Below are 25,601 nucleotides of genomic sequence, written 5' to 3'. Positions count from 1 at the left end.
TTTTGCTTTACTTGATCAGTCGGCCCAAACCATCCAGCAAACGCTGCAACGCGCCCTGATTGCGGCGCATCACCGCCAGCCCGGCGTCGGCCATACGCTGCGCATCACGCGGCAGCTCAAACAGGCGCTGCACTTCCACCGCCAGCCCTTCGGCATCATCGACCTCGGCCAACGCTCCGGCTTCGCGCAATTGCGCGGCGATGTCGAGGAAGTTGAACAGGTGCGGGCCGCTGATCACCGGTTTGGCCAAGGCTGCCGGCTCCAGCAGATTGTGCCCACCATTGGCCACCAGGCTGCCACCGACAAACGCGCTGTCCGCCAAGGCATAGAGAAACAGCAACTCGCCCATGGTGTCGCCGAGCAGCACGCTCGTCTGCGCATCGACATTTGAGCCGGTCGAACGCCGCACCGTGGTAAAGCCTTCGCGCTGGCACAGTTCGAACACCGAGTTGAAACGTTCCGGGTGACGCGGCACCAGAATCAGCAACGCATTCGGGTGATTGGTCAGCAAGCGGCGATGGGCGTCGAGGATCACTTCGTCCTCGCCTTCATGGGTGCTGGCGGCAATCCACACCGGACGCTCCAGCGCCTGCCACTGGCCACGCAAGTCAGCTGCGCGTTGCAGCAGTTGCGGATCGATGGTCAGGTCGAACTTGATCGAGCCGGTGACCTCAACGGTTTCCGGGCGCGCACCGAGATCGCGGAAGCGCTGGGCTTCGGCTTCGGTCTGCACGGCGAACAAACTCATTTCGGCGAGCATCGGCGCGGTCAGTTTGCCGAAGCGGCCATACCCTTTGGCGGAACGCTCGGACAAGCGTCCATTGGCCAATGCCACCGCAATTCCGCGCTTGGCGCACTGATGAATGTGATTGGGCCACAGCTCGGTTTCCATGATCACCGCGAGCTTGGGCTGAACGCGATCAAGAAAGCGCGCCGCCGCACACGGCAAGTCGTACGGCAGATAACAATGCTGGATGCGCGGCTCATTGGCGAACAGCGCCTGAATCCGCTCCGAACCGGTCGGGGTCATGCAGGTCACGGTGATCGGCAGTTGTGGATAACGTTGTAGCAAGGCGCGGATCATCGGCGCCGCAGCAATGCTTTCGCCCACCGACACCGCGTGCACCCAGATGCCGCCGGGTTGCAGCGTCGGCATGCCGTAGGAGAAACGTTCGCCAATCCGCCTGGCATACGCCGGCGCCTTGCGCGCACGCAGCCATAGCCGAATCGCCACCAATGGCAGCCCCAGGTAAAACAGCGCGGTGTAGAGAGTTCTATTCATGGCGGCGGAGTTTATCGACTTTTGTCGCCGATCGCCCGCAAGTGCACGGCAAAACGTTCGGCCAGCCAGCGCGCGGCCGGGCCGAGCGGTTCGTCGCGGCGCCAGACCAGTTCCACCACCAGTGCCGGCGGGGTCCATTCGCTGTCGAGTTCGACCATCAAGCCCTGATACGCGGAGTACTGCACCACATGCCGGGGCAACCAGGCCCAGCCGAGGTCGCGCACCAGCCATTCGGACATCACGTAAAAACTGTCGGCGCGCCATACCTGCGGGCTGGCCGGCTCGTTGCCGGGATAGACACTGGTTTGCGTCGACATCAACAATTGCCGGTGCTGCGCCAGTTGCTGGCAGGTCACGTAAGACTGCTTCGCCAGCGGATGATTGATGCCGCAGACCGTGACCATTTCCACACTGCCCAGTACGCGGCGTTCCAGTGCTTCGGGGATTTCATCGTGATAGAACAACAGGCCGAGGTCGGCACGACGCTCGACCAGCTTGCGCGCGACTTCGCCTTGCGCGGCGCTGGTCAATTGCACTTCCAGGCTAGGGAACTGCTCGGCCAGTTCACCGAAACTTTCCACCAGCGCCTGATAGGGCATCGCCTCATCCTGCGCCACGCGCAGTTGTGCTTCCTGGCCGCGCAGCATCGCCATCGCCCGACCGTTTAGGCGCTCGCATTGACGCAGGACTTCACGTGCCTCTTCCAACAGCGCTTCGCCCGCCTCGGTGAGCGTTGGCTGACGGCCGCTGCTACGCTCGAACAGGCTGACGCCCAAGTCATCTTCGAGCATGGCAATCGCGCTGCTGATCGCCGACTGCGCTTTACGCTGCTGGCGCGCCACGGCGGAAAACGAGCGGTGTTCGGCGACGTCGACAAACACCCGCAGTTGATCCAGATTCCACTGCATGCTGATTCACCAACCCATCTCTGTAACAGATAGGTAATGACTTTACCCCATCTGGCGAATCACTAGAATGCCGCCTCAGCAAGCAACGTTTCACATTGAGGATTTGAACCATGAACGCCTACGCCTACCTGGCCATTGCCATCTGCGCCGAAGTGATCGCCACCGTGTCGATGAAAGCGGTCAAAGGTTTCAGCACGCCACTGCCATTGGTGCTGGTCATCGTCGGCTACGCGATCGCGTTCTGGATGCTGACGCTGGTGGTGCGTACCGTTCCGGTTGGCGTGGCCTACGCGGTCTGGGCCGGCATGGGCATTGTGATGGTCAGCGTGGCGGCGCTGTTCATCTACGGGCAAAAACTGGATATCCCGGCGATGCTCGGGATGGCGTTGATCGTGCTGGGCGTCGTCGTGATTCAGCTGTTCTCCAAGACTGCCGGCCATTAACTGCCAGACACAATCCCCTGTGGGAGCGAGCCTGCTCGCGAAAGCGGTGTATCAGGCAACACATATGTCGACTGGCATTCCCTCTTCGCGAGCAGGCTCGCTCCCACATTGGCCCCTATGTTCAACCTGTTGATCATCGACAAATCCGCCCCTTTCCCGAGTCTGTATACTGCGCCCTCGTCTTGAACACTGAGGTCGCTGCATGCCATCCGTTATTTCCACCGACGTTCTGATTGTCGGCGCTGGTGTCGCCGGCCTCTGGCTGAATGCGCGTCTGCGCCGCCAGGGTTTTTCGACCGTGCTGGTGGAAAGTGCCAGCCTCGGCGGCGGGCAGAGTGTGAAGTCCCAAGGCATCATCCACGGCGGCGCCAAGTACGCGTTGCACGGCGCGCTGACTGGCGCCTCGGAAGCCATCGCCGACATGCCACGCCGCTGGCGTGAAGCGCTGGCCGGCAGTGGCGAGCTGGATCTGTCCGGCGTGCGCCTGCTGTCCGAGGCCCATTACCTGTGGTCGCCGGGTACTCTGGCGGGCAACCTCACCAGTTTCTTCGCCAGTAAGGCCGTGCGCGGCCGGGTCGACCAGGTCAAGGGCGAGCAACTGCCGCCGGCCCTGCAAGACAAACGCTTCAAGGGCAAGGTCTATCGCCTTGCCGAGCTGGTAGTCGACGTGCCGAGCCTGATCCAGCGCCTGGCCGATCTGGCCGGCGATGGCCTGCTCGCCGGACAAACCATCGAGCCACTGCTGGAAGCGGGCGTGCTGGTTGGTTTGCGAGTCGACGGTCGCGAGATTCGCGCGCAGCGTATTGTCCTCAGTGCCGGTGCCGGTACTGCCCAACTGCTCGAAGACCTCGGTTTGAACCAGCCGGCCATGCAACGCCGCCCGCTGCACATGATCATCGCCAAAGGCCCAGGTCTGAAGCCGCTGTACGCCCACTGCCTGGGCGGCGGCACCAAACCGCGCATCACTGTGACCACACATCCGGCCGCTGACGGCCAGTGGGTCTGGTATATGGGCGGCGACATCGCCGAAAGCGAAGGTGTGAACCGCGAGCCGGCCGAGCAGATTGCCACCGCGCAGAAAGAGATCGCCCAGTTGTTGCCGTGGATCGACCTCAGCACTACGCAATGGGCGACCCTGCGGGTTGACCGTGCCGAGCCACTGCAAACCGGGCTGACGCGCCCGGACAACGCCTTCCTTGCCGAGCAAGGCAGCTTGCTGGTCGGCTGGCCGACCAAACTGGCGCTGGCGCCGGACTTCGCTGACCGGGTCATCGCCGCCCTGGAGCGCGACGGCATCCAGCCACAAGCCACCGAACCATTGCCCGCGCTGCCAAAACCACCGCTGGGCGTTCCAGCCTGGGAGCAACTGCTGCCATGACCATTGCCAACCTGCACGACCTTCATCGACCGTTGGGCAGCACCGGCCTGATGGTTTCGCCACTGGGCCTGGGTACGGTCAAACTTGGCCGCGACCAAGGGGTGAAATATCCCAACGGTTTTCAGATCCCCGGCGACGACGAAGCGCGCATGCTGCTGCGTCAGGCCCGCGATCTGGGCATCAACCTGATCGACACCGCTCCGGCTTATGGACGCAGCGAAGAACGCCTTGGCCCGCTGCTACGCGGCCAGCGGCAAGACTGGGTGATCGTCAGCAAGGTCGGCGAAGAGTTTGCCGATGGCCTCTCGCAACACGATTTCAGCGCAGCACACACACGGATGTCGGTGGAGCGCAGCCTGCAACGTCTTGAAACCGATTTTATCGACCTGGTGCTGGTGCATTCCGACGGCAACGACATGGCGATCCTCGAGCACGAAGAGGTTTACGCGACACTCGCGGCGCTCAAGGCCGAAGGCAAGATTCGCGGCTTCGGCTTCTCCGGAAAAACCGTCGAAGGTGGCTTGAAAGCACTGGAGCAAGGCGACTGCGCGATGGTCACCTACAATCTGAACGAACAAAACGAGAAAGCTGTCATTGACTATGCTGCTGCCCACGGCAAAGCCATTCTGGTGAAAAAAGCCTTGGCCAGCGGTCACGTCTGTTTGAGTCCGGGCGTGGATCCGGTGCGCGCCAGCTTCGAATTGCTGTTCGCGCAACCTGGCGTGGCCAGTGCTATTGTCGGGACGATCAATCCGCTGCACCTCGCCCACAACGTTGCGACCGTTGCCCAGGTCCTACGTGGTCACTGACGCCGCTTCGCGGCCTTAAGCAGGAGCCGATATGCCGCGCACGCTCATCAGAAAGAACCCGAGCAACTTCAAGACCCTGCCGTTGTACGTCGAAGCCACCCCCGAAGGTCTGACCTACCAGAGCGTCGGCATGCCGCTGAACTTTGCGCAGACCTTGCAGCGGCGCAAACCGGTGAGCGTGGCTGACACCGAGCGCTTCTCGCTGGAACTGGCCAACCTCGGGGTCTCGGTGCGCCTGACCCTGCATTGGCAGAATCGCGATTACTGGGTGCTGGTGCGCCAACGCCGTCAGGATCGTGGCGACGTCGTGCTCAAATTGATTTCCGGTTACGTGCCGGCGCATGAACTGAATATTCCGCTACACACGGCCATTCAGGAAATTGCCGAAGAGTGCTTGCTGGAAACACCGGAAGGCTGGCTCGGCGGACGTTTCAACGACACCTGGCTGCCGGCGCCCTACTCCGCTGCACTGCATTATCGCGAAGCGCTGCCGTTTCGCCTGACCCCGTTGTCCGGCTCAGCGCGACCGATACGTAGCGCCAATCTGCAATTGCTCGAACGCCCACGGGCCTACGTGCATCTGCCGACCGCATCGCTGCAATTGATCTACGACTTGCGTCTGGATGTGCCCAAGGAAGCCAAGTCCCTGAGCCTGTTCCACGTCGACGAACGCCTGGAGGGTGATCAACTGGTGGCCCGACTCGACCGCAAACGGCCCGACCTGTACTTGATGCCACTCAAGGACGGCGCGCCACTGGCAGAGTTGTACACGCTCAAGCGCGACAAACTGGTACCGGCCAGCACCCGGGGTCTTTATCTGGCCGAGAGCTTTGCCACACAATCCGGCTGGGTTGTGCGCGAAGAGAGGATTCGCTGGAAGGACTGGTTGGTGCAGCAGGGCCTGCAACCGGCGAAGGCCCCGCGTCAGGGACTCAAGCAACTGAGTATCAAGGCGCTGCGACTGGTCGGTCTGGGCAAGAAAACCGGTAAATAACGGTTTAGCGGCGACGGTCCCACCAGGTACGCAACCCGGCGAAGAAATGAAAGTAGCGGTTTTCGCGCTTGCCCATGCCACGCTTGGGCGAGAACGATTCCTCGGCAAATGCACCGGTAATGCGTACCCGCGATGCCTGCGTCGGCAGCGTGCAGATTTTGGCATCGACCTGCTGCAGGGCATATTTAAGCAAGCGTTCGGAATGCAGCTTTCGGCCTGTTGCCTTGCAGAAGTCGAAAATACACTCGATGCGCTTGCCGTACGCGACATAAGTATCGCGCCCGCACACCGCAAAGCGATCGTTCAACCCGCCCCACCACTGCCAGTCGGGAATATAAGCGTTGTGCTTGCGAGCCTCGGGGTGAGCGAAGACATAGGCAGGCAATGCGCTGTGAAAGAAATTGTCCGGGCGCACGAACACAACGAAATCCGGATTGAACGGCTCGATCATGCTGGTCACGGTATGCAATGAGTTGAGCTGAAAGATCAAATTGCGCAATGACGCAAAGTCATCTGCCCAGGTATCGCCCTGTGCTTTGACCTGTTCGAAATCCCAGCGCTCCAGCACGCCCTCGGTCGAGGTGAGTGTGCCGGTCATCGATTCGAATGGCTGGTAGTTGTCCGCCTTCAGTTCGCCTTTCTCACCGGATCGCGTGTTTTGCACCTCATCGATCTTGTACAGATGGTAGAAGCACTTTACATCGCTGCCCGCAGGCAACTGCGCCAGCACATTCTGCTCGATGGAGGGGAAACAGATCGGCGAATTTCTCGGGATCCCGAAAAAAGCCACGGCAATTTTCAACACTCAACAGCACCTTTTGAAAGTAGTTCGGGCCTGCTGGCAACCGGACAGACGATGTCGCTTACTTCTGCCGAAACAGCTTTTGCCACCAGCGACGAGGTTGCAGGGGCACCACAATGATGTCCGACTTTTGCAGCCAGTCACGCTCATAGTCCCAGGCATGGCCGCCCCACAGTTTTCCTGCTTCGTTGGAAAACCCCAGGGTCATGAGCTGATAGTTATAACCGGCATGAGCGCGCAACCAGTCGAACACCACCAGCGTGTTGAAACCGGTAGAAGGCCCAACGTAGCGCTTGCCACCCGGGCGATCGACCGGGTAGTTCCACAGTGGCGGCAGTGGAATGCGATCCCAATACATGGCCACGCGTGGCAGTGGACACATTGGTGCGGCGCAGCCCACCAGCATGCTGAAACAACGTTCGCTCGCCTGTTCGAACATCTGCTGTACCGGCGGCGCGTAAGGCAGACCAAAAAAATACGCGTCCGGCGCGTTGTAGCCATGCACAAAGACATTGACGCTCTGCTTGTTGAGCAGCGCCGCTTTGATGCAGGTATTGAAGCTGACGACGACGTCATCGGCGCCAATGTTCAACGCCTGAAAGTCCGCCGCGGTGATGGCCGGGTTGTTGGCAATCAGCACCACCCGAGGTGCACGGCTCAGACAGTCGAGAAGTTCTGTCGGTAACGCCCCCAGTACGGACTGATCACCACCGGGCAGCGCATCCAGCGCCATGTGCTCGCCGAGTTGCGACGATAGATGATCCTTCATTCAGACTGGCACCTTCATCCCGTAACGCAGCTTCACCCAGAATCGCGTGAACGCCGAGGGTGGCTGCCATGGGCGCATCTCACGCTGGATTTCCGTAGCCAGTGCCTGACCGACACGGGCAAAGGAATAACGGCTTTGCGCGAACTCCTGGCCATTGCGGGCGATGCGCTCTGCCAGTTCCGGGTCGCTCTGCAGCAACTGGATCTTTTCCACCGCTTCATCTTCGCTGCGGTAGAACACGGTGTTGTGCATGTCTTCAAAGCCGAGCAGACGGTCTTCTTCGCCCTGACTCCAGGCCAGCAGCACACAACCGCAGGCCATGGCCTCATAGTTCTTGATCATGAACTCGTTCATGCCGATGTCGGCGCTGACGAAAATCCTGATGCGATTGAGCGTCTGCAGGTATTCCGCCCCCGACTTGGTACGGGTCACCAGCATCCCGGTTCGCTGCGAGAGCGACTCGAGCATGGCTTTGCGCTCGGCATATTCGGTGCTTTTCAAGCTGCCAAGAAAACCGATGGGAATGTCCCGCTCGACGCCGGTGTTGTGCAGCATCTGTTCGTCATAACCTTTGGAGACAAACACCGTGTCGATGCCTTCAGCGAGCATCTTGCGCGCGACCACGGCACCGGACACCAGCGCCCGGCAACTCGGCAGGCGACGGTAGAGCCGTGAATACACGCCGCGGTATTTACTCGCTGGCATGTAGTTCTGGTAGGCGTCGTGTTCAAGGAAGACCAGCCCGGGGATGCATTTGAGCACCTGCAGTTGCGTGGCCAGGCGTTTGACCCGGGAGAAAATCACCACGCGATCGAAAGTCTGGTAATCGACCGAGGCCAGAAACGACCCCAGATTCAACTGCTGTTTTTTGCTCAAACGATAGATGAAACACTCATCACAGTTCTGCTGCACGATGTCGTAGAGCCGGTCGAGAATGACCCGCTGCTCGTCCATCACCAGGAGCATGACTTTCATAGGTTAATTGACCACGCGACGTAGGCAGGCAAGCGCATCGGATTCAAAGCTGCCTACATCAACGGAAACGGTAAAATCCCCAAGGCAAAATCCGTTCACACGCAGTACACAACGGTAAAAATTCATCTGATCAACGACTGCGGATCTTCTCGACAATCGCAGTTGTCGAGCTGTTTTCCACCAGTCCCAGCACCTTTACGGTACCGCCATAAGCAGTGACGATATCAGCGCCGACTACCTGATCGATGCCGTAATCGCCGCCCTTGACCAGCACGTCCGGTTTGACCTCGCGCAGCAGGTTCTCCGGGGTGCCTTCAGGGAAACTGATCACCCAGTCCACAGCGCCGAGGCCGGCGAGAACCGCCATGCGTCGGTCAACACTGTTGATCGGGCGGCCCGGGCCTTTGAGACGGCTGACCGAAGCATCATCGTTGACCGCGACAATCAGCCGTTCGCCCTGTGCCCGCGCCTGCTCCAGGTAGGTCACATGGCCGGCATGGAGGATGTCGAAGCAGCCGTTGGTGAAGACGATCTTCTCGTTGTGCGCACGGGCATCGGCCACGGCGAGCAGCAACTGCTCCAGACCCAGGACACCCCGTTCAGAACCCTCCTCGCGCTGAATGGCGCGACGCAGTTCCGGGGCGCTGATGGCGGCCGTACCGAGTTTGCCGACCACGATGCCGGCGGCCAGGTTGGCCAGCGCAACGGCGTGGGGCAGGTCTTCACCGGCGGCAATCGCTGCCGCCAGGGTGGAGATCACCGTGTCACCGGCACCGGTGACATCGAACACTTCACGGGCACGGGCCGGCAGGTGCAGCGCTGGCTGATCCGGACGCAACAGGGTCATGCCGTGTTCGCCGCGTGTCACCAACAGCGCACCGAGTTCGAGGTCGTGCATCAGGGCGGCGCCCTTGCTCACCAGCTCATGCTCATCGACGCAACCGCCGACGATGGCTTCGAATTCGCTGAGATTGGGGGTGATCAGGCTGGCGCCGCGATAAATCGAGAAGTCCTTGCCCTTTGGATCGGCCAGCACCGGAATGTTCTTCGCGCGGGCGGCCTGGATCAGCGCCTGATGGTTTTTCAGGGCGCCTTTGCCGTAATCGGAGAGTACCAGCACCTTGATGCCTTCGAGCAGGTCGTCGACCTGCGAACCAAGGGCCAGAGCGTCGGTGGCGAACGGTTCTTCAAAGTCGATACGCAGCAGTTGCTGGTGCCGGCTCATGACCCGCAGCTTGACGATGGTTGGCTGGTGCGCGATGCGCTGGAACAGAGCGCGTACGCCCGCGCCTTTGAGACTGTTGCTCAGGCTGTCGGCGGCTTCGTCATCGCCGGTCACACCAACCAGCGACGCCGGCGCACCCAGCGCGGCAATGTTCAAGGCAACGTTCGCGGCACCGCCCGGACGGTCTTCGATCTGCTCGACCTTAACGACCGGCACCGGCGCCTCAGGGGAAATCCGTGAGGTTCCGCCATGCCAGTAACGGTCGAGCATGACATCGCCGACTACCAAGACCGGGGCTTGATCGAAACGCGGCATGGACAACTTCATGGAGCAACCCACATACAAAATGAACAGGGGCGCGATATTAACACAGGGTAAAGCGCCGTCCGCCTCAATCTGAAAGGTCGCGCACCCAGAACAACTCGTGACGCCGGACCGCCTTGCGGAAAAACTCGTTACTGCCCGTTTCAGGCCAGCGACGGCCGGCCAGAGCCTGCTGGATCCTGCGGCGCAATTGCCGTTTGAACGCCTGTCCGCCCTGCAGATCGTGCTCCATGGCCAGCGCCATGGCTTTGTCCAGTTGCACGTCGGCCGACAGCAGCGGACTCCACAGGCGATCAGCCGGTAGCGGCTCGATGGCGGGAGGCAGCGGAACACCCGCACCGGCAGGCCCCATGGGCCAGCGATCATTGTCGTGCAGGTGATTGGCGTACAGCAGCAGGGTCGCCGGTTTCCAGCTACTGCGTTCGATAGCCTCAAGCAACGCTTGGGTCGACGCTACATGATCACTGTGGGGATCGAGTTCAGGATGCGGTGTAACGACCACTTCCGGGCGATAGTGCTCAAGCAGGGCCGTCAGATCACCCAGCAGGTTTTGCCAGGTCGGCTGCCCGTCAACGTCGGCGGGCAGGGTCAACGGGTTATGCTGGCGCACACTGCGAATATCGTTTTCCTGCGATTCCCGGGAGCCGAACGCCTGGGTCGGCGCTTCGACCATCGACGGCAGTTGCAGGCAGTAATAGCCCAATTGCACACAACGCTCGGCAGGCACGCCCCCCCACAGCGGAATCACCAGGCTGTCCCAACTGCGCAAGCGGCCCTTCAATCGAGCGGCTGCGGCTTGATCAAGGCCCAGCCGCTGAAAGTCTTCAGCCTCGATCTCACCCTGGGTCAGGGTGACGATGCTGACGTCTTCGCATCGACTGTACAGACCGAAGGCGGCGAGCTCTGCATCATCGGCATGGGGCGCGATGACCATGACCCGCTGGCGGCTGTAGTCCGGATTGGCCATGACCCACAACACGCCCGTCGCAGCAGGTACGCAATATCGGCCACGCAGCGTCAGAGTCCCTTGCGCCAGCGCATCGACCTGCCCCGACAGATTAAGGAAACGCCGCCCTCTGACGCCCCGCTCCAGATCCTGACGATCATCGCCCACCTCAACATAGGGATCGAGCCAGCGCCCCAGCCAGGAGGACTTCACTTCGAGTTCGAGTACCAATGTCTCGCCCTGCGCCAGCGGTTCGCTCAGGCCTACCACGCCGCCCTCAAGACTCACGGCCTGCCGCGCGGTTTGCGGCGGAAAGACGTATTGATAGTCGTCGGTAGGCCGGTAGAACAAATGGTCGGCAAACCAGGCCTCGTGAACGACCCAGGCCAGCACCAGCAACAGCGGCACCAGCCACCACGCGATCAGCACGCCGATCAGCAACAGCGCCAGCACAAAGGCGATCAGGAACAGACGCTTGTTGCGCCGATGGGCCTTGAGAAGCTGTTGCTTGCGAGCGCTCATGAATTCAGACCTTGTAGACCGGCACCGTGTGGCACCAGCGATCCTTGTACTCTCGGTCGGCACGACCGAATGAATAACGCAGAGGTTTGCCCAGCGCTTGCGCGTGCGCCCAGGCCTCTTGGGTGTTGACGAAACTCAGCACACTGCCGGGGCTGAACTCGCGGCTCTGCGGGTCGACACCACCGTTGATGTATTCCAGCGAAACCCATTGCGGGGCCTCGACGCGATAGAGCACCTGAATGGCGACGGGCGCCGATTCGAGCATCACCACCGAACCGGTCATGAACTCGCGCAGCAAGGTAAAGACCTCAACCAGCCCGGCCTTGCCCGGCACCTCGAAGCCCCAGCGCCGCTGAAACAGATCGCCGTAAGCGGCAGCCTGTTCCTGCGGCGTAAAGTCGGACATCGACACCAGCGATCCACCCGCCTCTTCCAGCAGGCGCTGTTCGCGACGCTGGTTATAGCGGAACTTCTTCGAATATTCTTCCGGCAACCGGGCCAGCGCCAGGCCCTCAGGCTGTGGCTTCAGCGTGCTGATCTGCCCGGCATTGAGCTGGGACACATAAGCCACGCGCTGGCGCACCGGCACGATGACGTCTGGCGCGATCGGCAGAATGATTTCCGCATTGCCCATGTCCAGCAAGCCACGCTTGCCCTCGCGCTTGAGCACTTCCTTGGACAAGGCAACATGCCGCCCCCAGCAAGGGATGGCGGCCAGCACATCACCGCCAATGACCCAGCCCAAGTAGCGCAACTCGATGCCAAGGAACGTTGACAAGCGCTCGACGACTTCGGGGTGTGTAGCAAAACTGCCGCCGAAACGTTGCCAGGCACGGGCGTAGCTGTCCCGGTCGATTTCGGTCCAGCCACGCTCGCGAAAGCTGCGAAACATCGTCAGCATACGTCGGTCGCGTGTGCCGGCTGAGGCTCGTCACCCTCTTCAAACTCTTTGGCGTGCAGACGGGCGTAATAGCCGTTCTGCTCGAGCAATTGTGCGTGAGAGCCGCGCTCGACGATGCGACCTTCGTCCATGACCAGAATCAGGTCGGCTTTCTCGATGGTGCTCAAACGGTGAGCGATCACCAGGGTCGTGCGGTTTTTCACCACATGATCCAGGGCAGCCTGGATATGCCGCTCCGACTCAGTATCGAGCGCGGAAGTGGCCTCGTCGAGAATCAGCAGCGGTGCATCCTTGAGCAACGCCCGGGCAATGGCGATGCGCTGACGCTGGCCGCCGGACAGCAGCACACCGTTTTCGCCGACCATGGTTTCGTAGCCTTGCGGCATCTTGATGATGAACTCATCGGCATAGGCTTCGGTAGCCGCGCGCTTGACCTCATCGAACGGCGCACCGGCCAGATCACCGTAGGCGATGTTGTTGGTCACCGTATCGTTGAATAGCGTGACCTGTTGGGTCACCAGAGCAATCTGCCGACGCAGGCTGCGCAAGGTGAAGTCCTGCACCTGCACGCCATCGAGCAAGATCTGGCCCTGCGCATCATCATGCTGATAAAAGCGCGGAATCAGGCTGGCCAGGGTCGATTTGCCACTGCCCGAGCGGCCGACCAAGGCAACCATTTGCCCCGGTTCGACGACGAAACTGATGTCATTGAGCACCGCTTTGTCGGTGTCAGGATAGTGGAAGCTCAGATTGCGCACTTCCAGACGGCCTTCGAGACGATCTTGCTCGACCGTGCCCTGATCCACTTCCGCCGGCTCATCCAGTTGCTCGAAAATACTTTCGGCACCGGCGACACCCTTCTGAATCGTCGAGCTGACCTCCGACAACTGACGGATCGGCTTGGGCAACAAGCCAGCCATGGTGATGTAGGCCACCAGATCACCCGGCGATGCATCGCCGCGAAGGTACAGGACGAGGAACATGACCACCGCCATGGCGCTGTAAGTCACCAGCTGCAGCATCGGCGTGTAAACGGCGCCGGTCTTGGTCATCGTCAACTGCTTGTCGGTGTTGCTCTGGCTGGCATCGCGAAAGCGATCCTTTTCGTACTGCTCGCCGCCAAAACTGCGCACGACGCGATAGCCGTGAATGGTCTCGGACGCGACGTGCGTGACGTTGCCCATCGATACCTGGATCTTCTTGCTTTGCTTGCGGAATTTTTTGCTGGTGCTGTTCACCATCAAACCGATCAACGGCAGGATGGCGACCATCACCAGCGTGAGCTTCCAGTTCATCCACAACAGTGTGCAGAACAGGAAAATCACGGTCATGCCTTCACGGATGACGACTTTGATTGCATCCGTTGCCGCGCCGGTGACCATGGTCACGTTGAAGGTGATCCGGGAAATCAGGTGGCCGGAATTGTTCTTGTCGAAGAAGCGATTGGGCAACTCCAGCAATTTATTGAACAACACCACCCGCAGGTCATGCACCAGGCCCAGAGAAACCCGCGCCAGGAAGAAGTTGCCCAGGTAAGAACCCACGCCCTGCCACAACGCGATGAAGACGATCATCAGTGGCACTGTTTCGAGCAACTGCAGCTTGCCCAGATAAGGGTTGCCCGGGAACAGACTGGCTTCAGGATTGGCCAGACCGTCGACAAAGTACTTGAGGATGTAGGCGAGCATCGGTTGAGTCGATGCGAAAATCAGAAACCCGACGATGCTGAGAAGGAAAAGGCCGGCATAAGGCCGCACGTAAGCCAAAAGGCGGAAATAGATCGCCAGCGTGGACTGGGCTTTCGGTTCAGGACTGCTCATGGTGATCCGCGCAATTCAGTGAGGCGCCGATGATATCACACGCGTTTTTGCCCCGATAAACATGACTTCGAACCAGCTTTCGACCAAGTCGGTTAAGATACCCCGCTAATGATGGGGAGCCGGATATGCAATCGATTGATCACAGCACTTACGAGGCACTGCGCGAGGGTGCACACGTATTGGAAGCCGACGGTTCCGGCGACAAGGTGCTCAGATTGGCCGATGGACGCATGCTCAAGCTGTTCCGCCGCAAGCGGCTGTTCAGTTCGGCACTGTTCTACCCCTATGCACAACGCTTTGCCGACAATACCCGGATCCTCGAACAACGCGGCATCCTCTGCCCCAAAGTCATCGCGGTCTACCGCATCCCGAGCATCGAACGTGACTGCGTGTATTACAGCCCGCTGGAAGGCAATACAGTGCGTCAGCTACAAGGCACTGACGAAGAGGCTGACACACTGAGATTCCAGCTGGGCGGGTACTTCGCCCTGCTGCACGAAAAAGGTGTGTACTTTCGATCACTGCACTTTGGCAACGTCGTGCAGACCCCCGACAAGCGTTTGGGCCTGATCGATATTGCCGACCTGCGCTGCCAGAAGCACGCGCTCAGTGACAGTAAACGCCTGCGTAACTTCGCGCATTTGCTGCGCTACAAGGAAGACCGCCAATGGCTGCTCGGCCAGGACGCCGGCGACACGTTTATCGAGGGCTATCGGCAGGCACTCCCGAGCAACCGGCAAGCGCCGCTGATCTCGCGCCTGCGCCCGCTGCTCGGTTAAGCCTTAGCGGCCGATGACCACTACAGTGGCACCTTTGCGATTGGCGAAATGCTCGATGATGCGCAGCTTGTGCGCCACCAGCCACTCATTCAGCCAAGGCTCGTCACCCTTGGCCTCGATGAGGAAGTACTGATAGTCGCCCGCGTGCGCTGCCGACATCGCTTCCTCTGCGGTCAGTACCGGCAACACGTAGCCGCGACCGGCGTAATAGCTGATCCGTCCATCCTCGAAATAGGTCTTCGCCCCTGGCTCGACATGGGCCGACAACCAGCGTCCGGCCTGGACGTAATGGGTTTTGCCGGCCCCGGTGGAGATGACGTTCGACAGCATCACCAGCAAACACAGAACCACCAGCCACCTGCCCCAACGCGGGAACTCGCGAACAAACGCCGCCAGCCCCATCGCCAGCACGGGCACAAACAACAGATTGAGAAAGCTCAGGTAGCGCGTATTCATGAACTGTTGCTTGATGAAAAACAGCACCAGCACGATCAGATACAGCAGCGCCGCCCAGGCGAAGGGTCGATAGTCGCGCCAGTAGACGCCTAGCACCCCCCAGTTACGCCGCAGAATGAAGGGAACGGCGAAAGGCCCCATCAACTTCACGAAACTGATGGTCATGGTCGCCAGGATGCCGAAGAAAATGATCCGCCCCGCTTCATCCTGGGAGTACTTGTTGATGAGCGAATTGGCAAACTGATCGCACAGCATTTGAAAGGACGCGAACACACTGTGCGGGGCAATCATGTCCAGATACAGCATCACTCGCGCCGACATGAGTACACTGGTTGCCGAAATGGCCAGCAGCCCCAAAACCGGCAGCAGCGAAAACTGGGCAAACTGCATCCGTCGGCCAGATGACCACAGGTTGGGCAACTGCCACAGAGCCAACGCCGGCACCAGCAATAAGGCCTCCAGCCGAAACAAGGCTGCTGCGACGATTGCCAGGTGGATGAATGCCGCGCGCAACCAGCCGCCACGGGCTTGCCAGCGCAGCGCGAGCCAGAGCGTCAGCGTGCAGAAGAACCAGAAACCGCACTCACGGATGATGTCGTTTCGAAAGGCATTCACCGCCGGCATGGCCAATACCACCAGGCACGCCCAACGGGTGACCAGCGCAGACCGCTGACGCACGCAGTCCACCATCAACGCGCTGGTGCCGGCAAAAAAGAGTGCACACCAAAGATAGGCACTCAGCTCCAGCGGCAAATGCAGGATGGAATGCGTAGCGGCCAGCAGAAAGGAAAACCAGGGCCAGTCGAAAGTAGCCCAAGCCACATTCGGCCCGTGCTCGGTGACCTGTTGCGCAATATCGATATACAGCGCGGCATCACGTCCCACTGTCGCAGTGCCCAGGACGGCTATCAGCGATAACAGCGCGCTGCCCACAAACGCCAGCCAGACCGGGTATTTGTCGATGATTCTGGAGACTCGAGTTGCCACACTACCGCCCGTACCTTTCACCCAGCCACCTCACCGACATCCGTTACAAGGTACGCGCACATCACCGCGACCCACTTACCGAAACAGCAACCGCAAAGCCTTGCGGGTGTATGACCAGCGTGAAAACGTCCGCCAGTCTGCACGCAAAGCCTGGAAATAGAACGACCTGGCCAGCTTGTACTCGCCATGGGAATAACAGTCGCGAAACAGCGACAAACAGCGCTGTGCCAGAAACGCCTGGCGCAGATCACACATTTCTTCGGGCATTCTTCGACTGGAAAACACTTCGCTGACGACCTGCTCCGTACCGGCAGCAAGACTCTGGCGCAAATCATGGCGCATGCTGTCGGCGTGCTTGTGGATCAGTGCCAGAGGCTTGTCTAGAACGGTGCAGGGGTAGCGCGCCAGCACTTGGGCAAACACTGGCAGGTCCTCGACGTTGCGCAAATGTTCCGGGTAATTGCCCAGAGCGAACACTTCGCGGTGCATCGCACAGGCACCGTTGGAAATCGACACCGTCTTGTTCAGCAGGTAACCCTGCAGGCGCTGGCGGGGCGTCACAGGCAAAGGCCTGGCCGCCTGCAAGCTGCGGCGCCCGTCAGCGAACACTGACCAGTGCGCACCGATCACCATAAGGGTCTGCGGATGACTGGCAATGTGCTGCGCAAGCGCAGCCAATGCACCGGGAGCCATTTCATCGTCAGAGTCGAGAAACACCAGATACTGCCCGGTTGTCTCTTCCAGCCCCCGATTGCGTACCGACGACAATCCGCCGTTGCTTTTACGCAGCGCGCGAAAACGACCGCCATGCTTGAGCAGGAGCCTTTCCACGACCTCAGGCGTATCGTCCGTCGACCCGTCGTCGATGACCAGCAGATCCGCCGTCGTTTCATCCAATTGCGCCAACACCGACTCCACTGCACGAGGCAGCGTTCGCGCATAGTTGTAAACCGGAATGACGACGCTGATCAGTGTTTCAGTCAAGTTCGTATCCTTTCACACCCTCTTTTACGACCAGAATATCTTCCATGATCAGGTATTCCAGATCCGAACCGAAAAACATGTTCAACGCGTCGGTCGGCGAGCAAATCATCGGTTCGCCACGACGGTTGAGCGAGGTGTTCAGCGATACGCCGTTACCGGTCAGGTTTTCCAGCGCCTTCATCATGTCGTAGTAGCGCGGGTTGTATTCACGCTTGAGGACCTGGGCACGAGAAGTGCCATCTTCATGGACGACTTCCGGCACACGGGTCTTCCACTCTTCCGCCACTTCAAACGTGAAGGTCATGAACGGTGCCGGGTGATCGATCTTGATCATTTGCGGCGCAACAGTGTCGAGCATCGACGGGCAGAAAGGCCTCCAGCGCTCGCGGAACTTGATCTGGTGGTTGATGCGATCAGCCACGCCAGCCACGCTTGGGCAACCAATGATCGAACGACCACCCAATGCACGCGGGCCGAACTCCATACGTCCCTGGAACCAGGCCACGGGATTACCATCAACCATGATTTTGGCGATCTGTTCCGGCATGTTATCGAGCTTGCGCCACGCTGGCTTGTTCTCGTGACGGGCGCAAGCGGCGATCACGTCCTCGTTGCTGTACGACGGGCCGAGGTAGACGTGCTCCATCTTCTCGACCGGCACGCCACGGGCGTGGGACACATAGGCAGCTGCGCCGACCGCCGTACCGGCATCGCCGGACGCCGGTTGCACGAACAGTTCCTTGATGTCGTCGCGGGCAATGATTTTCTGGTTCAGTTTGACGTTCAGCGCACAGCCACCGGCGAAGGCCAGTTTGCCGGTTTCCTTGAGCACGTCACCCAAATAGTGATCGATCATCTGCAGCGCCAGCTTCTCGAACAGCGCTTGCATGCTCGCGGCGTAGTGAATGTAAGGTTCGTCAGCAATATCGCCTTCGCGCTTCGGCCCCAGCCACTCGATCAGCTTAGGCGAGAAGTAGAAGCCTTTGCCCTTCTCTTTATAGCGGCGCAGGCCGATAACGTTGGCGTAGTCGGTGTTGATCACCAGCTCACCGTTTTCGAACGAGGCCAGACGCGAGAAATCGTACTTGCTGGCATCGCCGTAAGGCGCCATGCCCATGACCTTGAACTCACCGTCGAGCATCTCGAAGCCGAGGAACTCGGTGATCGCGCCATACAGGCCGCCGAGGGAGTCCGGATCGAAGAATTCCTTGATCTTGTGGATCTTGCCGTTCTCACCGTAGCCAAAGAAGGTCGTGGCGTACTCGCCCTTGCCGTCGATACCGAGGATCGCGGTTTTTTCTTTGAAGCCAGAGCAGTGGTAGGCGCTGGAGGCGTGAGCCAAGTGGTGCTCGACTGGTTCGATCTTGATCTTCTTCGGATCAAAACCCAATTGCTCCAGGCACCAGACAATCTTGTTGCGGTAGCGCTTGTAGCGGCGGTTGCCCATCAGGATCGCATCCAGGGCGCGATCCGGCGCGTACCAGTAACGCTTGGCGTAGTGCCAGCGCGCCTTGCCGAACAGGCTGATCGGAGCGAACGGGATCGCAACTACGTCAACGTCGGACGGCTTGATGCCGGCCTGCTCAAGACAGAACTTCGCCGATTCGTAGGGCATGCGGTTCTTTGCATGCTTATCGCGTACGAAGCGCTCTTCTTCAGCCGCCGCCACCAGCTTGCCGTCGATGTACAAGGCTGCTGAAGGGTCATGGCTAAGGGCGCCGGACAGGCCAAGAATCGTCAATGCCACAGGGGTCTAGCCTCTTTAGTCTGCGTGCAGGCGCGATGCGCCTTGAAAATTGATGTGCCCCCGCACAGGGCGAGTGACAGCTAAAGGGCGGGATTATAGCGTAAACGAGTAGGGAATTACCCTGTGCGATTGCCCTCGGGGTGAATGGTTTGGAGAAACCTTACCCTGCTACTCAATAACTGCCCTTGCGCCAGTAAATACCAAGATTGCCGTCGGTGAGCTGACGATAAACCGTATAGGGCAACGCTACTGTATCGAATACTCCGGACAATGGCAGATCCAGCAACACGAATGGCACCAGAAAACCGCTGGGATCCGGCGGCGCGTTCAACACGCAGAAGTCGAAGGCCAGACCGCTGTAAATCCGCGGAATGGACTGGCAATAGGTTTTTTGTTTGCGCATGTCCCGCGCCACGTCGGCATCGTCCTGCAAGACAGTCATGGCGCTGCCACAGCCAGCCAGAATCCATGAAAATACACCCAGCGTTGCAGCCTGTTTAATGGTCAAAATTCGCCCTCCAAGGTCGTTGGGCAAATTAGCATCGGGACTGAACAGGGCACAGTTCATGGCTTCTGGAGAAGCTGTAGGACAAGTCGCTGAATCTTGTCCTCTACTGCTGGTTTGTCTCAGGGCACGCTGGAAATATCTTTCGGCAACCGCAGATCAATAATCCGATACAGCGCGCTGCTTTCGGGCCAGTTGCGCATGAATCGCGCACGGTCACGGGCATAGGCCGGCGCGAAACTGCCGACAGATCCATGCTGGCACATCGAGTCCAGATCGATCAGCGCCCAGCGATCCTGCTGCCAGAACAGATTATGTCCCTTGAAGTCGCCATGGCTGATCCGCTCGTCAATCAATCTGGCGAACAACTGATCCAGCGCCTGCAACTCCGCTTCCGGCGCTTCACCACTTTCAACGTACGGCGCAAAGCGCTCGATGATATCCGGCCCCGGCAGGAACTCGGTCACCAGATACGCACGGCTGCGCAGCCACAAAAAGCGCTTTTCCAGCACCGCCAGCGGTTTGGGTGTGGCGATGCCGAGAAACGCCAGGCGATTGCCTTCGCGCCACGAATGCCAGGCCCGACTTGGCCGCCAGAAACGCTTGAGCCAATGCGCAAAGCCCTTGATGTTGTAGCGCTTGATCACCAGCGCGCGCGCACCGGCCTGAACCTTGCCAACGCTCGCCGCACCACCGGTCTTGTACAGGTGACCCTGATCAAGCAACGCATCAGCCTGCTCCAGCACCGGCAGCATGGCTGACTCTTCTTCGCGGCGGATCGCGCGCAGAGCGAACGCTCCACGCTGCACACTGAACAGCGTGCACTCGCGACCGACCTTGATCAGGAAGTCTTTCAAACGCCAGCGCCGCACTTTGTCGATCTGTTTCTGCAAGGCCTCCAGCGGCAACGCATGCTCGCTATTGCTCAACAGGTAATACACCAGCAGCTCTTCAGTGAACGGTTCCAACGCCTTGGGTAACTGGGCGAAAAACACCCCGAGATTTTCCAGGACTTTTTGTCGCGACAACGGCTGGCCGGCGGTTTCTGCGCAAATCCCGGCACCGTCAATCAAGTACAACTGGTCGCCGTGGCGCAACAGATTGTCCAGGTGCAGATCTTCCTGCCAAAGCCCTTTGCCGTGCAATTGGCCAATAGCGCCCAGCGCCTCGGCCAGCACCGCCGATTGTTCATCGGCCAACACCGGCAGCGACTCGACTTTCGCCCAGGCATCGCCAAGGCTTTCGGCACCCTCAAGGAAATCGAACAGCAACCAGCCACCTTCGCCATTTTGCAAACCATCGGCCAGGAGCAGCGGCGTGGTCAGGCCTTGCGCAGCCAGCAAGCGCACGCCTTCCAGCTCGCGCTGAAAATGCCGGGCAGCTTTGCCGCCGACCAGCAATTTGGCCAGCACCGGACGCCCGCGCCAGACACCGGCGCCAACGTAACGCTGTCCCGGCAACACCCGCAGCAGGCTCAGCAATTGCAGATCAGCACTGCCGGCGGCATCGGCCAGCGTCACCGTCAGTGGCAATTGCGGGGCTCGTCCGGCACCGGCCAGCTCGGACAATTGCATCAGCGGGTCTCCTTGTGGCTGCGACGCGCGGTCAGCCGGGCCAGCCAACTGTCCAGCAGCGCGCTGTCAGTGGGCTGATCGAGATAAGCCGCGAGCAATTCACGCAGTTGCGCCTCGTTCCATTCCGGTGCGCGACGTTGCAGCGGTTCCAGATCCTTGATCCGGTCGCGCATACCAAACAACAACGGCCGGGTCTTTTCCAGGTCGATCAATTGCGCCTGATACCCGTCACCGGTGGCTCGCAGAAAAATATGTTTGGGATAGAAGCAGCCGTGCACCTGACGCACGCCGTGCAGATGCCGCGCGAGCAATCCGCAAGCCTTGAGAATGGCTGAATGCTGCGCGGTACTGAGCTGCGCCCAACGCTGCAACAGCGATTCCAGATCACTCCAGCCATCGAGTGCCCGAGTCAGCAGGATGGCACGGACTTCGCCGTTGACCTTACGCTCACCGAAAAACGCCGCTTGCAGCGCCGGGATACCGAGCATGCGATAGCGACTGATATTGCGAAACTCGCGGGCAAAGCTTGGCTCGCCGAAAGGCGCATGCAAGGTCCGCGTCAGGTAGTTGCTCTGGCGCTTGAGGTAATAACCTTGCCCTTCAAGATCCAGACGGAAGACGCTGCTCCAACCGCCACGGGCGGTATTGGGTTCGTCCACGGCCTCAAGCTGCTTCGCCCAAAGCGCGTCAAAAGTGCCAAGACCATGGCGCTCAAGCAGTGCGCGGTCTTCAGCGGCGAGAAAATCAGTCATTCGCGTCCCTCGAAAAATCTCACCACGTGCCGAATCCGTTTCTTGTCGGCGCTATCAAGCCGATCGCACTGGCGGTATTGCTTATAGAAGCGCAGGCGTTGGGTATTGGACAGGTGGTATTTGGCGAGTTTATCGAGACAGGCCAGATCCTTGGTGATCCGATACTTGAGCCAGAAGCCGCGCCAGAACTCGCCGTTAGGGCAATCGATCAGAAATATCCGCGCCTGATCATCGATCAACAGGTTGCGCCATTTCAGATCGTTATGGGTAAATCGGTGATCATGCATCGTCCGGGTATAGCCGGCCAATTGCCGACTGACACCGTCGACCCAGGCGCGATCCTTGAGTTTCGGATCCTTGCGCTCGGCGAGCGCCGAAAGGTCTTCGGTGTCGGGCAGTTCACGGGTGATCATGGCGCCACGATCATACGCCGCGCCACGTCGCTCCAGCCCCCAGGCCACCACTTCAGCGGTGGGAATGCCCCACTTGGCGAAGCGCTTGAGGTTCTGCCATTCCATCTTCACCCGCGGCTTGCCGAGGTAACGGCGCAAGCCTTTACCGGCGCCGACATAGCGTTTGACGTAATAATTGACGCCGTTGCGCTGCACGCGAATCACTTCCGACAGCGGATCACGGGTCAGGCGTTCGCCCTGCAACGCAAATACCGCTTCGAGACTGCCGAAGTCTTCGGCGAGCTCGCTGTATTGCGGCTCGAGAGTCCAACCCGCCATCAGAGCGCATCCCCGTAACGCTGTTTACGCGCGTAGAGTTTGTTGGCCTTGCCTTCCAGCCAGCTCAGCAACGGCGCTTCTTCAGCCAGGATCTGGCGCAGCGGTTGCTGGAAATAGCCTTTGAGGAAACGCAGTTTGTCGCGGCGGGTCAGGCCGATGTCCAGCGCGGAAAAGTACAACGCGGCCAGATCTTTATTGCGCCAGCGCTGAGTGATTTTCGTGCGGGTCTGGGCACGGTGCAGGTCGATCACTGAGAGTTTGAAGTCGTCTGGCGTCACCGGTTTATCGGTGTGCAGCAGGAAGTGGCAGATATAGCAGTCACGATGGTTGACGCCAGCGCGGTGCATCATGCCGGTCATGCGTGCGACTTCGGCGATCAGCGCGCGCTTGAGTTTCGGCTCGGGCGGCTGCTTGACCCAATCGATGCTGAAGTCTTCGAGGCTGATGGTCGGCGCCAGTTCTTCGGTGACGATAAACGAGTGCTGATCTGCCGGGTTACTGCCCTTCTCGCCGTAAGCCACGGCAGTCATGGTCGGCACGCCGACTTCCTGCAGACGCTGAATGGCTTGCCACTCCTGGCCCGCGCCGAGAACCGGCAGCTTGGCGGTCAGCAGATTCTTGAAGATCTCGCCCCAGCCGATACCTCGGTGGATCTTGACGAAAAATCCGTTGCCGTCGACTTCCGTGCGCAGCGTCCGGCGTGCTTCCAGCTCGCGGTATACCTCGCCCTGCAAGCCTTCGACTTCAGCGAACGGGTCGCGGCCGGCCCACAGGCTTTTGAACGGTTCAGCCAGCATCAACTTCATTAAGCGTGCTCCGCCAGAATCACATCGGCCGCGTGCTGCGGCATGCTGTAGAGGTCGGCCGTCTCGGCGAAGGCCAGACCATTGCGGCTCCAGGCCGCGCGTGCAGCGTCGTCATGCAACATTTCAGTCAAGTATTGCGTCAGTTGCGCCTGATCGAACGGTTCGTCCAGCACTCGCCCGGCATCCGCCTCGGCAATGTAATGGGCGTAACCGCAGACCGCGCTGACCAGCACCGGCAAACCGGCGACCAGCGCTTCGAGCAACACAGTACCGGTGTTTTCGTTGTAGGCCGGGTGGATCAACAGATCGGCGCCGAGCAGGAAACGCGGGATATCGCTGCGCCCCTTGAGGAACGTTACGTTATCGCCCAGACCCAAAGTTGCGCTCTGCATCTGGAATAATTTGGGGTCATCCTGGCCGATTACAAACAGCCGGGTGCGTTTCTTCAGTTCGGCAGGCAATGCAGCCAGCGCTTTCAGGCTGCGATCGACGCCTTTGGTCTTGAAGCCGGAGCCGATCTGCACCAGCAGCAGTTCGTCGTCCTTGAGATTGAATTCAGCGCGGAAACCGGCGCGAATTTCAGCGGCATCCGCCGGGCGGCGACGATCCTGGGCGATGCCTGGCGGCAGCAGATGGAAACGCTCAAGTGGCGTGTCGTAATGCTTGATGAACAGCGGCTGCTGCACTTCGGAAATCATCAGCACTTCGGTCTTCGCATCCTTGGCGAACACTGCGCGCTCGTACTCGGCGAAGTGGCGATAGCGACCCCAACGGCGGTACAGCGAATTGCGCAAGTTCTGCGCCTTGTCTTCGAAGCAGCCATCGGCGGCGTAGTAGACGTCCAGCCCCGGCATCTTGTTGAACCCGATCAGGCGATCGACCGGGCGCTTGGCCAGGTCCGCTGCCATCCACGCGCTGAGTTTTTCGTTGCGACGATGGTTGAAGAACGCCTTGACCGGCGCCACCAGCACCTCAAAACCGGGCGGCACGTCGCCTTCCCAGATCAGTGTGTAGACGCGAATCTGATGCCCGCGCTTCTGGCATTCAAGGGCGATGCGCATAAAGTCGCGCTGCAAACCACCGAACGGGAAATATTTGTACAGGACGAATGCCAATTGCATCAGCGCAGCTCCTCAGCCATTAACAACGTGCTCAGTCGGCTGGCGACACGCTCGGGGTTCAGACGCGTGAAGCACAGCGGCTGTTCACGCTTCAGGTCAAACTGACGGGCATCCTGCGCGGTCGGTTGATAGGTACATTTCTTTTGCAGGCATGGCGCGCACGGGAAGTCGCTGGCCAGGTGAATCTGCAACTTGCCGTAGGCGCCGGTCAGGCCCGGGTTGGTCGGGCCGAACAGCGAGATGGTCGGCACGTCCAGCGCGGCGGCCAAGTGGCCGAGACCGGTATCCACCGCGACGCAGGCTTGCGCACCAGCGAGGACTTTGCCGACGCCGGCCAGATTGAGCTTCGGCAGCACTTCGGCGTGTTTGAAACCGGCGGCGATGCGTTCGGCGCGGGCCTTTTCCTGTGGGTTGCCCCACGGCAGTTTGACGCCGACGCCGAGGTAGCCGACGCGTTCAGTCAGTTCGCGCCAGTAACTTTCCGGCCAGTGTTTGGTGTCCCAAGTAGTGCCATGCAGGAAGACCACAAAGGCGTTTTTGCGCGGCAGCTCGACCAGACGCTCGACGTTGAGGCCGTAATCGCCCAAGCCTTTCGGCAAGTCGTAGCCGAGAGCAATGGCGAACAGTTGGCGCACTCGCTCGACGGCGTGCTGACCGCGGGCCACAGCCAGTTTGCGGTCATAGAAACGCGAAGCCATCGGCTCTCGCGCCGAACCTTTATCGAGGCCGGCTACCGGCGCTTTGACGTAGCGGGTCAGCCAGGCGCTTTTCAGCAGGCCTTGAGCGTCGATCACCAAGTCGTATTTATTGGCGCGCACACTTTGTTTGAAGCGTTTCCACTCGCCGCTGGTGATGGTTTTCCAGAGGTTTTTGCGCCAGCGACGGATCGCCACCGGAATCACTTTGCCAACGGCCGGGTGCCAGGTCGGGATCTCGGCGAAACCTTCTTCCACTACCCAGTCGAACTTGATTCCGGGAATGGCCCGGGCGGCGTCGGTCAGCGCCGGCAACGCATGAATCACGTCACCCAGCGATGAAGTCTTGATCAGCAGTACCCGCAA

At 60.0% G+C, this 25,601-nt stretch carries 24 protein-coding genes; 5 read left to right on the top strand and 19 right to left on the bottom strand.

Going from position 1 to position 25,601, the window contains the following annotated elements:
* Positions 1-7: 7 nt before the first annotated feature.
* Both waaA and CKW26_RS01800 read right to left on the bottom strand, forming a co-directional pair.
* Positions 8-1,282, bottom strand: a complete 1,275-nt coding sequence (gene waaA, locus CKW26_RS01805; protein ID WP_095047272.1) for a lipid IV(A) 3-deoxy-D-manno-octulosonic acid transferase — start codon at positions 1,280-1,282, stop codon at positions 8-10.
* Positions 1,283-1,293: 11 nt separating this feature from the next.
* Positions 1,294-2,190 (bottom strand): LysR family transcriptional regulator, encoded by an 897-nt coding sequence (locus tag CKW26_RS01800; RefSeq protein ID WP_093430146.1) that lies wholly within the window; start codon positions 2,188-2,190, stop codon positions 1,294-1,296.
* A gap of 110 nt (positions 2,191-2,300) precedes the next feature.
* Between CKW26_RS01800 and CKW26_RS01795 the strand changes: the two genes are divergently transcribed.
* The 4 genes from CKW26_RS01795 to CKW26_RS01780 all read left to right on the top strand — a co-directional run bounded on the left by CKW26_RS01795 (position 2,301) and on the right by CKW26_RS01780 (position 5,814).
* Positions 2,301-2,633, top strand: a complete 333-nt coding sequence (locus tag CKW26_RS01795) for a multidrug efflux SMR transporter (protein WP_016985677.1) — start codon at positions 2,301-2,303, stop codon at positions 2,631-2,633.
* A 202-nt stretch (positions 2,634-2,835) separates the two neighbouring features.
* Positions 2,836-4,011, top strand: coding sequence for an FAD-binding oxidoreductase (locus tag CKW26_RS01790; protein WP_095047271.1), 1,176 nt, complete (start codon positions 2,836-2,838; stop codon positions 4,009-4,011).
* A complete protein-coding gene (locus tag CKW26_RS01785) occupies positions 4,008-4,820 on the top strand; it encodes an aldo/keto reductase (protein ID WP_095047270.1) in 813 nt (270 codons plus the stop codon). Before CKW26_RS01790 ends, CKW26_RS01785 begins: the two co-directional genes overlap by 4 nt.
* Before the next feature lie 31 nt (positions 4,821-4,851).
* Positions 4,852-5,814 carry a metal ABC transporter ATPase gene (locus tag CKW26_RS01780; protein ID WP_095047269.1) on the top strand — a complete coding sequence of 321 codons (963 nt, stop codon included), beginning with the start codon at positions 4,852-4,854 and terminating at the stop codon, positions 5,812-5,814.
* A gap of 4 nt (positions 5,815-5,818) precedes the next feature.
* Here the strand turns inward: CKW26_RS01780 and CKW26_RS01775 are convergent, their stop codons facing one another.
* From CKW26_RS01775 to msbA, 7 genes are all read right to left on the bottom strand, one after another.
* The gene (locus CKW26_RS01775; RefSeq protein ID WP_095047268.1) at positions 5,819-6,619 is read right to left on the bottom strand and encodes a hypothetical protein; all 801 of its coding nucleotides are present in this window, start codon (positions 6,617-6,619) and stop codon (positions 5,819-5,821) included.
* A gap of 58 nt (positions 6,620-6,677) precedes the next feature.
* Positions 6,678-7,385 (bottom strand): hypothetical protein, encoded by a 708-nt coding sequence (locus tag CKW26_RS01770; protein WP_095047267.1) that lies wholly within the window; start codon positions 7,383-7,385, stop codon positions 6,678-6,680.
* Positions 7,386-8,360, bottom strand: a complete 975-nt coding sequence (locus CKW26_RS01765; RefSeq protein WP_095047266.1) for a glycosyltransferase — start codon at positions 8,358-8,360, stop codon at positions 7,386-7,388.
* Positions 8,361-8,490: 130 nt separating this feature from the next.
* Complete coding sequence (hldE, locus tag CKW26_RS01760; RefSeq protein WP_095047265.1) at positions 8,491-9,912, bottom strand: bifunctional D-glycero-beta-D-manno-heptose-7-phosphate kinase/D-glycero-beta-D-manno-heptose 1-phosphate adenylyltransferase HldE; 1,422 nt, start codon at positions 9,910-9,912, stop codon at positions 8,491-8,493.
* Between the two features lie 64 nt (positions 9,913-9,976).
* Positions 9,977-11,377: a PIG-L deacetylase family protein gene (locus CKW26_RS01755; protein WP_095047264.1), complete on the bottom strand. Its 1,401-nt coding sequence runs from the start codon at positions 11,375-11,377 to the stop codon at positions 9,977-9,979.
* 4 nt (positions 11,378-11,381) lie between these two features.
* Complete coding sequence (locus CKW26_RS01750; protein ID WP_095047263.1) at positions 11,382-12,278, bottom strand: GNAT family N-acetyltransferase; 897 nt, start codon at positions 12,276-12,278, stop codon at positions 11,382-11,384.
* On the bottom strand, positions 12,272-14,098 hold the full coding sequence (gene msbA / locus CKW26_RS01745; RefSeq protein WP_095047262.1) for a lipid A export permease/ATP-binding protein MsbA: 1,827 nt from the start codon (positions 14,096-14,098) through the stop codon (positions 12,272-12,274). Before msbA ends, CKW26_RS01750 begins: the two co-directional genes overlap by 7 nt.
* A 125-nt stretch (positions 14,099-14,223) precedes the next feature.
* Here msbA and CKW26_RS01740 point away from each other — a divergent pair, with 125 nt between their 5' ends.
* Positions 14,224-14,877, top strand: coding sequence for a toluene tolerance protein (locus CKW26_RS01740; RefSeq protein WP_095047261.1), 654 nt, complete (start codon positions 14,224-14,226; stop codon positions 14,875-14,877).
* Between the two features lie 3 nt (positions 14,878-14,880).
* Here CKW26_RS01740 and CKW26_RS01735 read toward each other — a convergent pair whose 3' ends face one another.
* The 10 genes from CKW26_RS01735 to waaC all read right to left on the bottom strand — a co-directional run bounded on the left by CKW26_RS01735 (position 14,881) and on the right by waaC (position 25,601).
* Positions 14,881-16,320: a hypothetical protein gene (locus CKW26_RS01735; protein WP_245398016.1), complete on the bottom strand. Its 1,440-nt coding sequence runs from the start codon at positions 16,318-16,320 to the stop codon at positions 14,881-14,883.
* 75 nt (positions 16,321-16,395) lie between these two features.
* On the bottom strand, positions 16,396-17,304 hold the full coding sequence (locus CKW26_RS01730) for a glycosyltransferase family A protein (RefSeq protein WP_095047259.1): 909 nt from the start codon (positions 17,302-17,304) through the stop codon (positions 16,396-16,398).
* Positions 17,297-19,051, bottom strand: coding sequence for a carbamoyltransferase (locus CKW26_RS01725; RefSeq protein WP_095047258.1), 1,755 nt, complete (start codon positions 19,049-19,051; stop codon positions 17,297-17,299). Before CKW26_RS01725 ends, CKW26_RS01730 begins: the two co-directional genes overlap by 8 nt.
* 172 nt (positions 19,052-19,223) lie before the next feature.
* The gene (locus CKW26_RS01720) at positions 19,224-19,559 is read right to left on the bottom strand and encodes a YceK/YidQ family lipoprotein (RefSeq protein WP_093430131.1); all 336 of its coding nucleotides are present in this window, start codon (positions 19,557-19,559) and stop codon (positions 19,224-19,226) included.
* A gap of 119 nt (positions 19,560-19,678) precedes the next feature.
* Positions 19,679-21,130 carry a lipopolysaccharide kinase InaA family protein gene (locus CKW26_RS01715; RefSeq protein ID WP_095047257.1) on the bottom strand — a complete coding sequence of 484 codons (1,452 nt, stop codon included), beginning with the start codon at positions 21,128-21,130 and terminating at the stop codon, positions 19,679-19,681.
* On the bottom strand, positions 21,130-21,882 hold the full coding sequence (locus CKW26_RS01710; protein WP_095047256.1) for a lipopolysaccharide kinase InaA family protein: 753 nt from the start codon (positions 21,880-21,882) through the stop codon (positions 21,130-21,132). Before CKW26_RS01710 ends, CKW26_RS01715 begins: the two co-directional genes overlap by 1 nt.
* Complete coding sequence (locus CKW26_RS01705; protein WP_093430128.1) at positions 21,879-22,613, bottom strand: lipopolysaccharide kinase InaA family protein; 735 nt, start codon at positions 22,611-22,613, stop codon at positions 21,879-21,881. Before CKW26_RS01705 ends, CKW26_RS01710 begins: the two co-directional genes overlap by 4 nt.
* Positions 22,613-23,419, bottom strand: coding sequence for a lipopolysaccharide core heptose(I) kinase RfaP (gene rfaP / locus CKW26_RS01700; RefSeq protein WP_093430127.1), 807 nt, complete (start codon positions 23,417-23,419; stop codon positions 22,613-22,615). Before rfaP ends, CKW26_RS01705 begins: the two co-directional genes overlap by 1 nt.
* On the bottom strand, positions 23,419-24,540 hold the full coding sequence (locus tag CKW26_RS01695) for a glycosyltransferase family 4 protein (RefSeq protein ID WP_095047255.1): 1,122 nt from the start codon (positions 24,538-24,540) through the stop codon (positions 23,419-23,421). Before CKW26_RS01695 ends, rfaP begins: the two co-directional genes overlap by 1 nt.
* Positions 24,540-25,601 (bottom strand): lipopolysaccharide heptosyltransferase I, encoded by a 1,062-nt coding sequence (gene waaC / locus CKW26_RS01690; RefSeq protein WP_077570514.1) that lies wholly within the window; start codon positions 25,599-25,601, stop codon positions 24,540-24,542. Before waaC ends, CKW26_RS01695 begins: the two co-directional genes overlap by 1 nt.

The organism is Pseudomonas sp. Irchel s3h9 (assembly GCF_900187475.1).
GTDB lineage: Bacteria > Pseudomonadota > Gammaproteobacteria > Pseudomonadales > Pseudomonadaceae > Aquipseudomonas > Aquipseudomonas neuropathica.
The sequence above is the reverse complement of the archived record's forward strand: the minus strand, read 5'-3'. Positions and strand labels throughout refer to the sequence as shown.

Coding starts and splice junctions, on each gene's coding strand:
- waaA (WP_095047272.1), bottom strand. CDS start 1,282: ATGAATAGAACTCTCTACACCGCGCTGTTTTACCTGGGGCTGCCATTG.
- CKW26_RS01800 (WP_093430146.1), bottom strand. CDS start 2,190: ATGCAGTGGAATCTGGATCAACTGCGGGTGTTTGTCGACGTCGCCGAA.
- CKW26_RS01795 (WP_016985677.1), top strand. CDS start 2,301: ATGAACGCCTACGCCTACCTGGCCATTGCCATCTGCGCCGAAGTGATC.
- CKW26_RS01790 (WP_095047271.1), top strand. CDS start 2,836: ATGCCATCCGTTATTTCCACCGACGTTCTGATTGTCGGCGCTGGTGTC.
- CKW26_RS01785 (WP_095047270.1), top strand. CDS start 4,008: ATGACCATTGCCAACCTGCACGACCTTCATCGACCGTTGGGCAGCACC.
- CKW26_RS01780 (WP_095047269.1), top strand. CDS start 4,852: ATGCCGCGCACGCTCATCAGAAAGAACCCGAGCAACTTCAAGACCCTG.
- CKW26_RS01770 (WP_095047267.1), bottom strand. CDS start 7,385: ATGAAGGATCATCTATCGTCGCAACTCGGCGAGCACATGGCGCTGGAT.
- CKW26_RS01765 (WP_095047266.1), bottom strand. CDS start 8,360: ATGAAAGTCATGCTCCTGGTGATGGACGAGCAGCGGGTCATTCTCGAC.
- hldE (WP_095047265.1), bottom strand. CDS start 9,912: ATGAAGTTGTCCATGCCGCGTTTCGATCAAGCCCCGGTCTTGGTAGTC.
- CKW26_RS01755 (WP_095047264.1), bottom strand. CDS start 11,377: ATGAGCGCTCGCAAGCAACAGCTTCTCAAGGCCCATCGGCGCAACAAG.
- CKW26_RS01750 (WP_095047263.1), bottom strand. CDS start 12,278: ATGCTGACGATGTTTCGCAGCTTTCGCGAGCGTGGCTGGACCGAAATC.
- msbA (WP_095047262.1), bottom strand. CDS start 14,098: ATGAGCAGTCCTGAACCGAAAGCCCAGTCCACGCTGGCGATCTATTTC.
- CKW26_RS01740 (WP_095047261.1), top strand. CDS start 14,224: ATGCAATCGATTGATCACAGCACTTACGAGGCACTGCGCGAGGGTGCA.
- CKW26_RS01715 (WP_095047257.1), bottom strand. CDS start 21,130: ATGCAATTGTCCGAGCTGGCCGGTGCCGGACGAGCCCCGCAATTGCCA.
- CKW26_RS01710 (WP_095047256.1), bottom strand. CDS start 21,882: ATGACTGATTTTCTCGCCGCTGAAGACCGCGCACTGCTTGAGCGCCAT.
- CKW26_RS01705 (WP_093430128.1), bottom strand. CDS start 22,613: ATGGCGGGTTGGACTCTCGAGCCGCAATACAGCGAGCTCGCCGAAGAC.
- rfaP (WP_093430127.1), bottom strand. CDS start 23,419: ATGAAGTTGATGCTGGCTGAACCGTTCAAAAGCCTGTGGGCCGGCCGC.
- CKW26_RS01695 (WP_095047255.1), bottom strand. CDS start 24,540: ATGCAATTGGCATTCGTCCTGTACAAATATTTCCCGTTCGGTGGTTTG.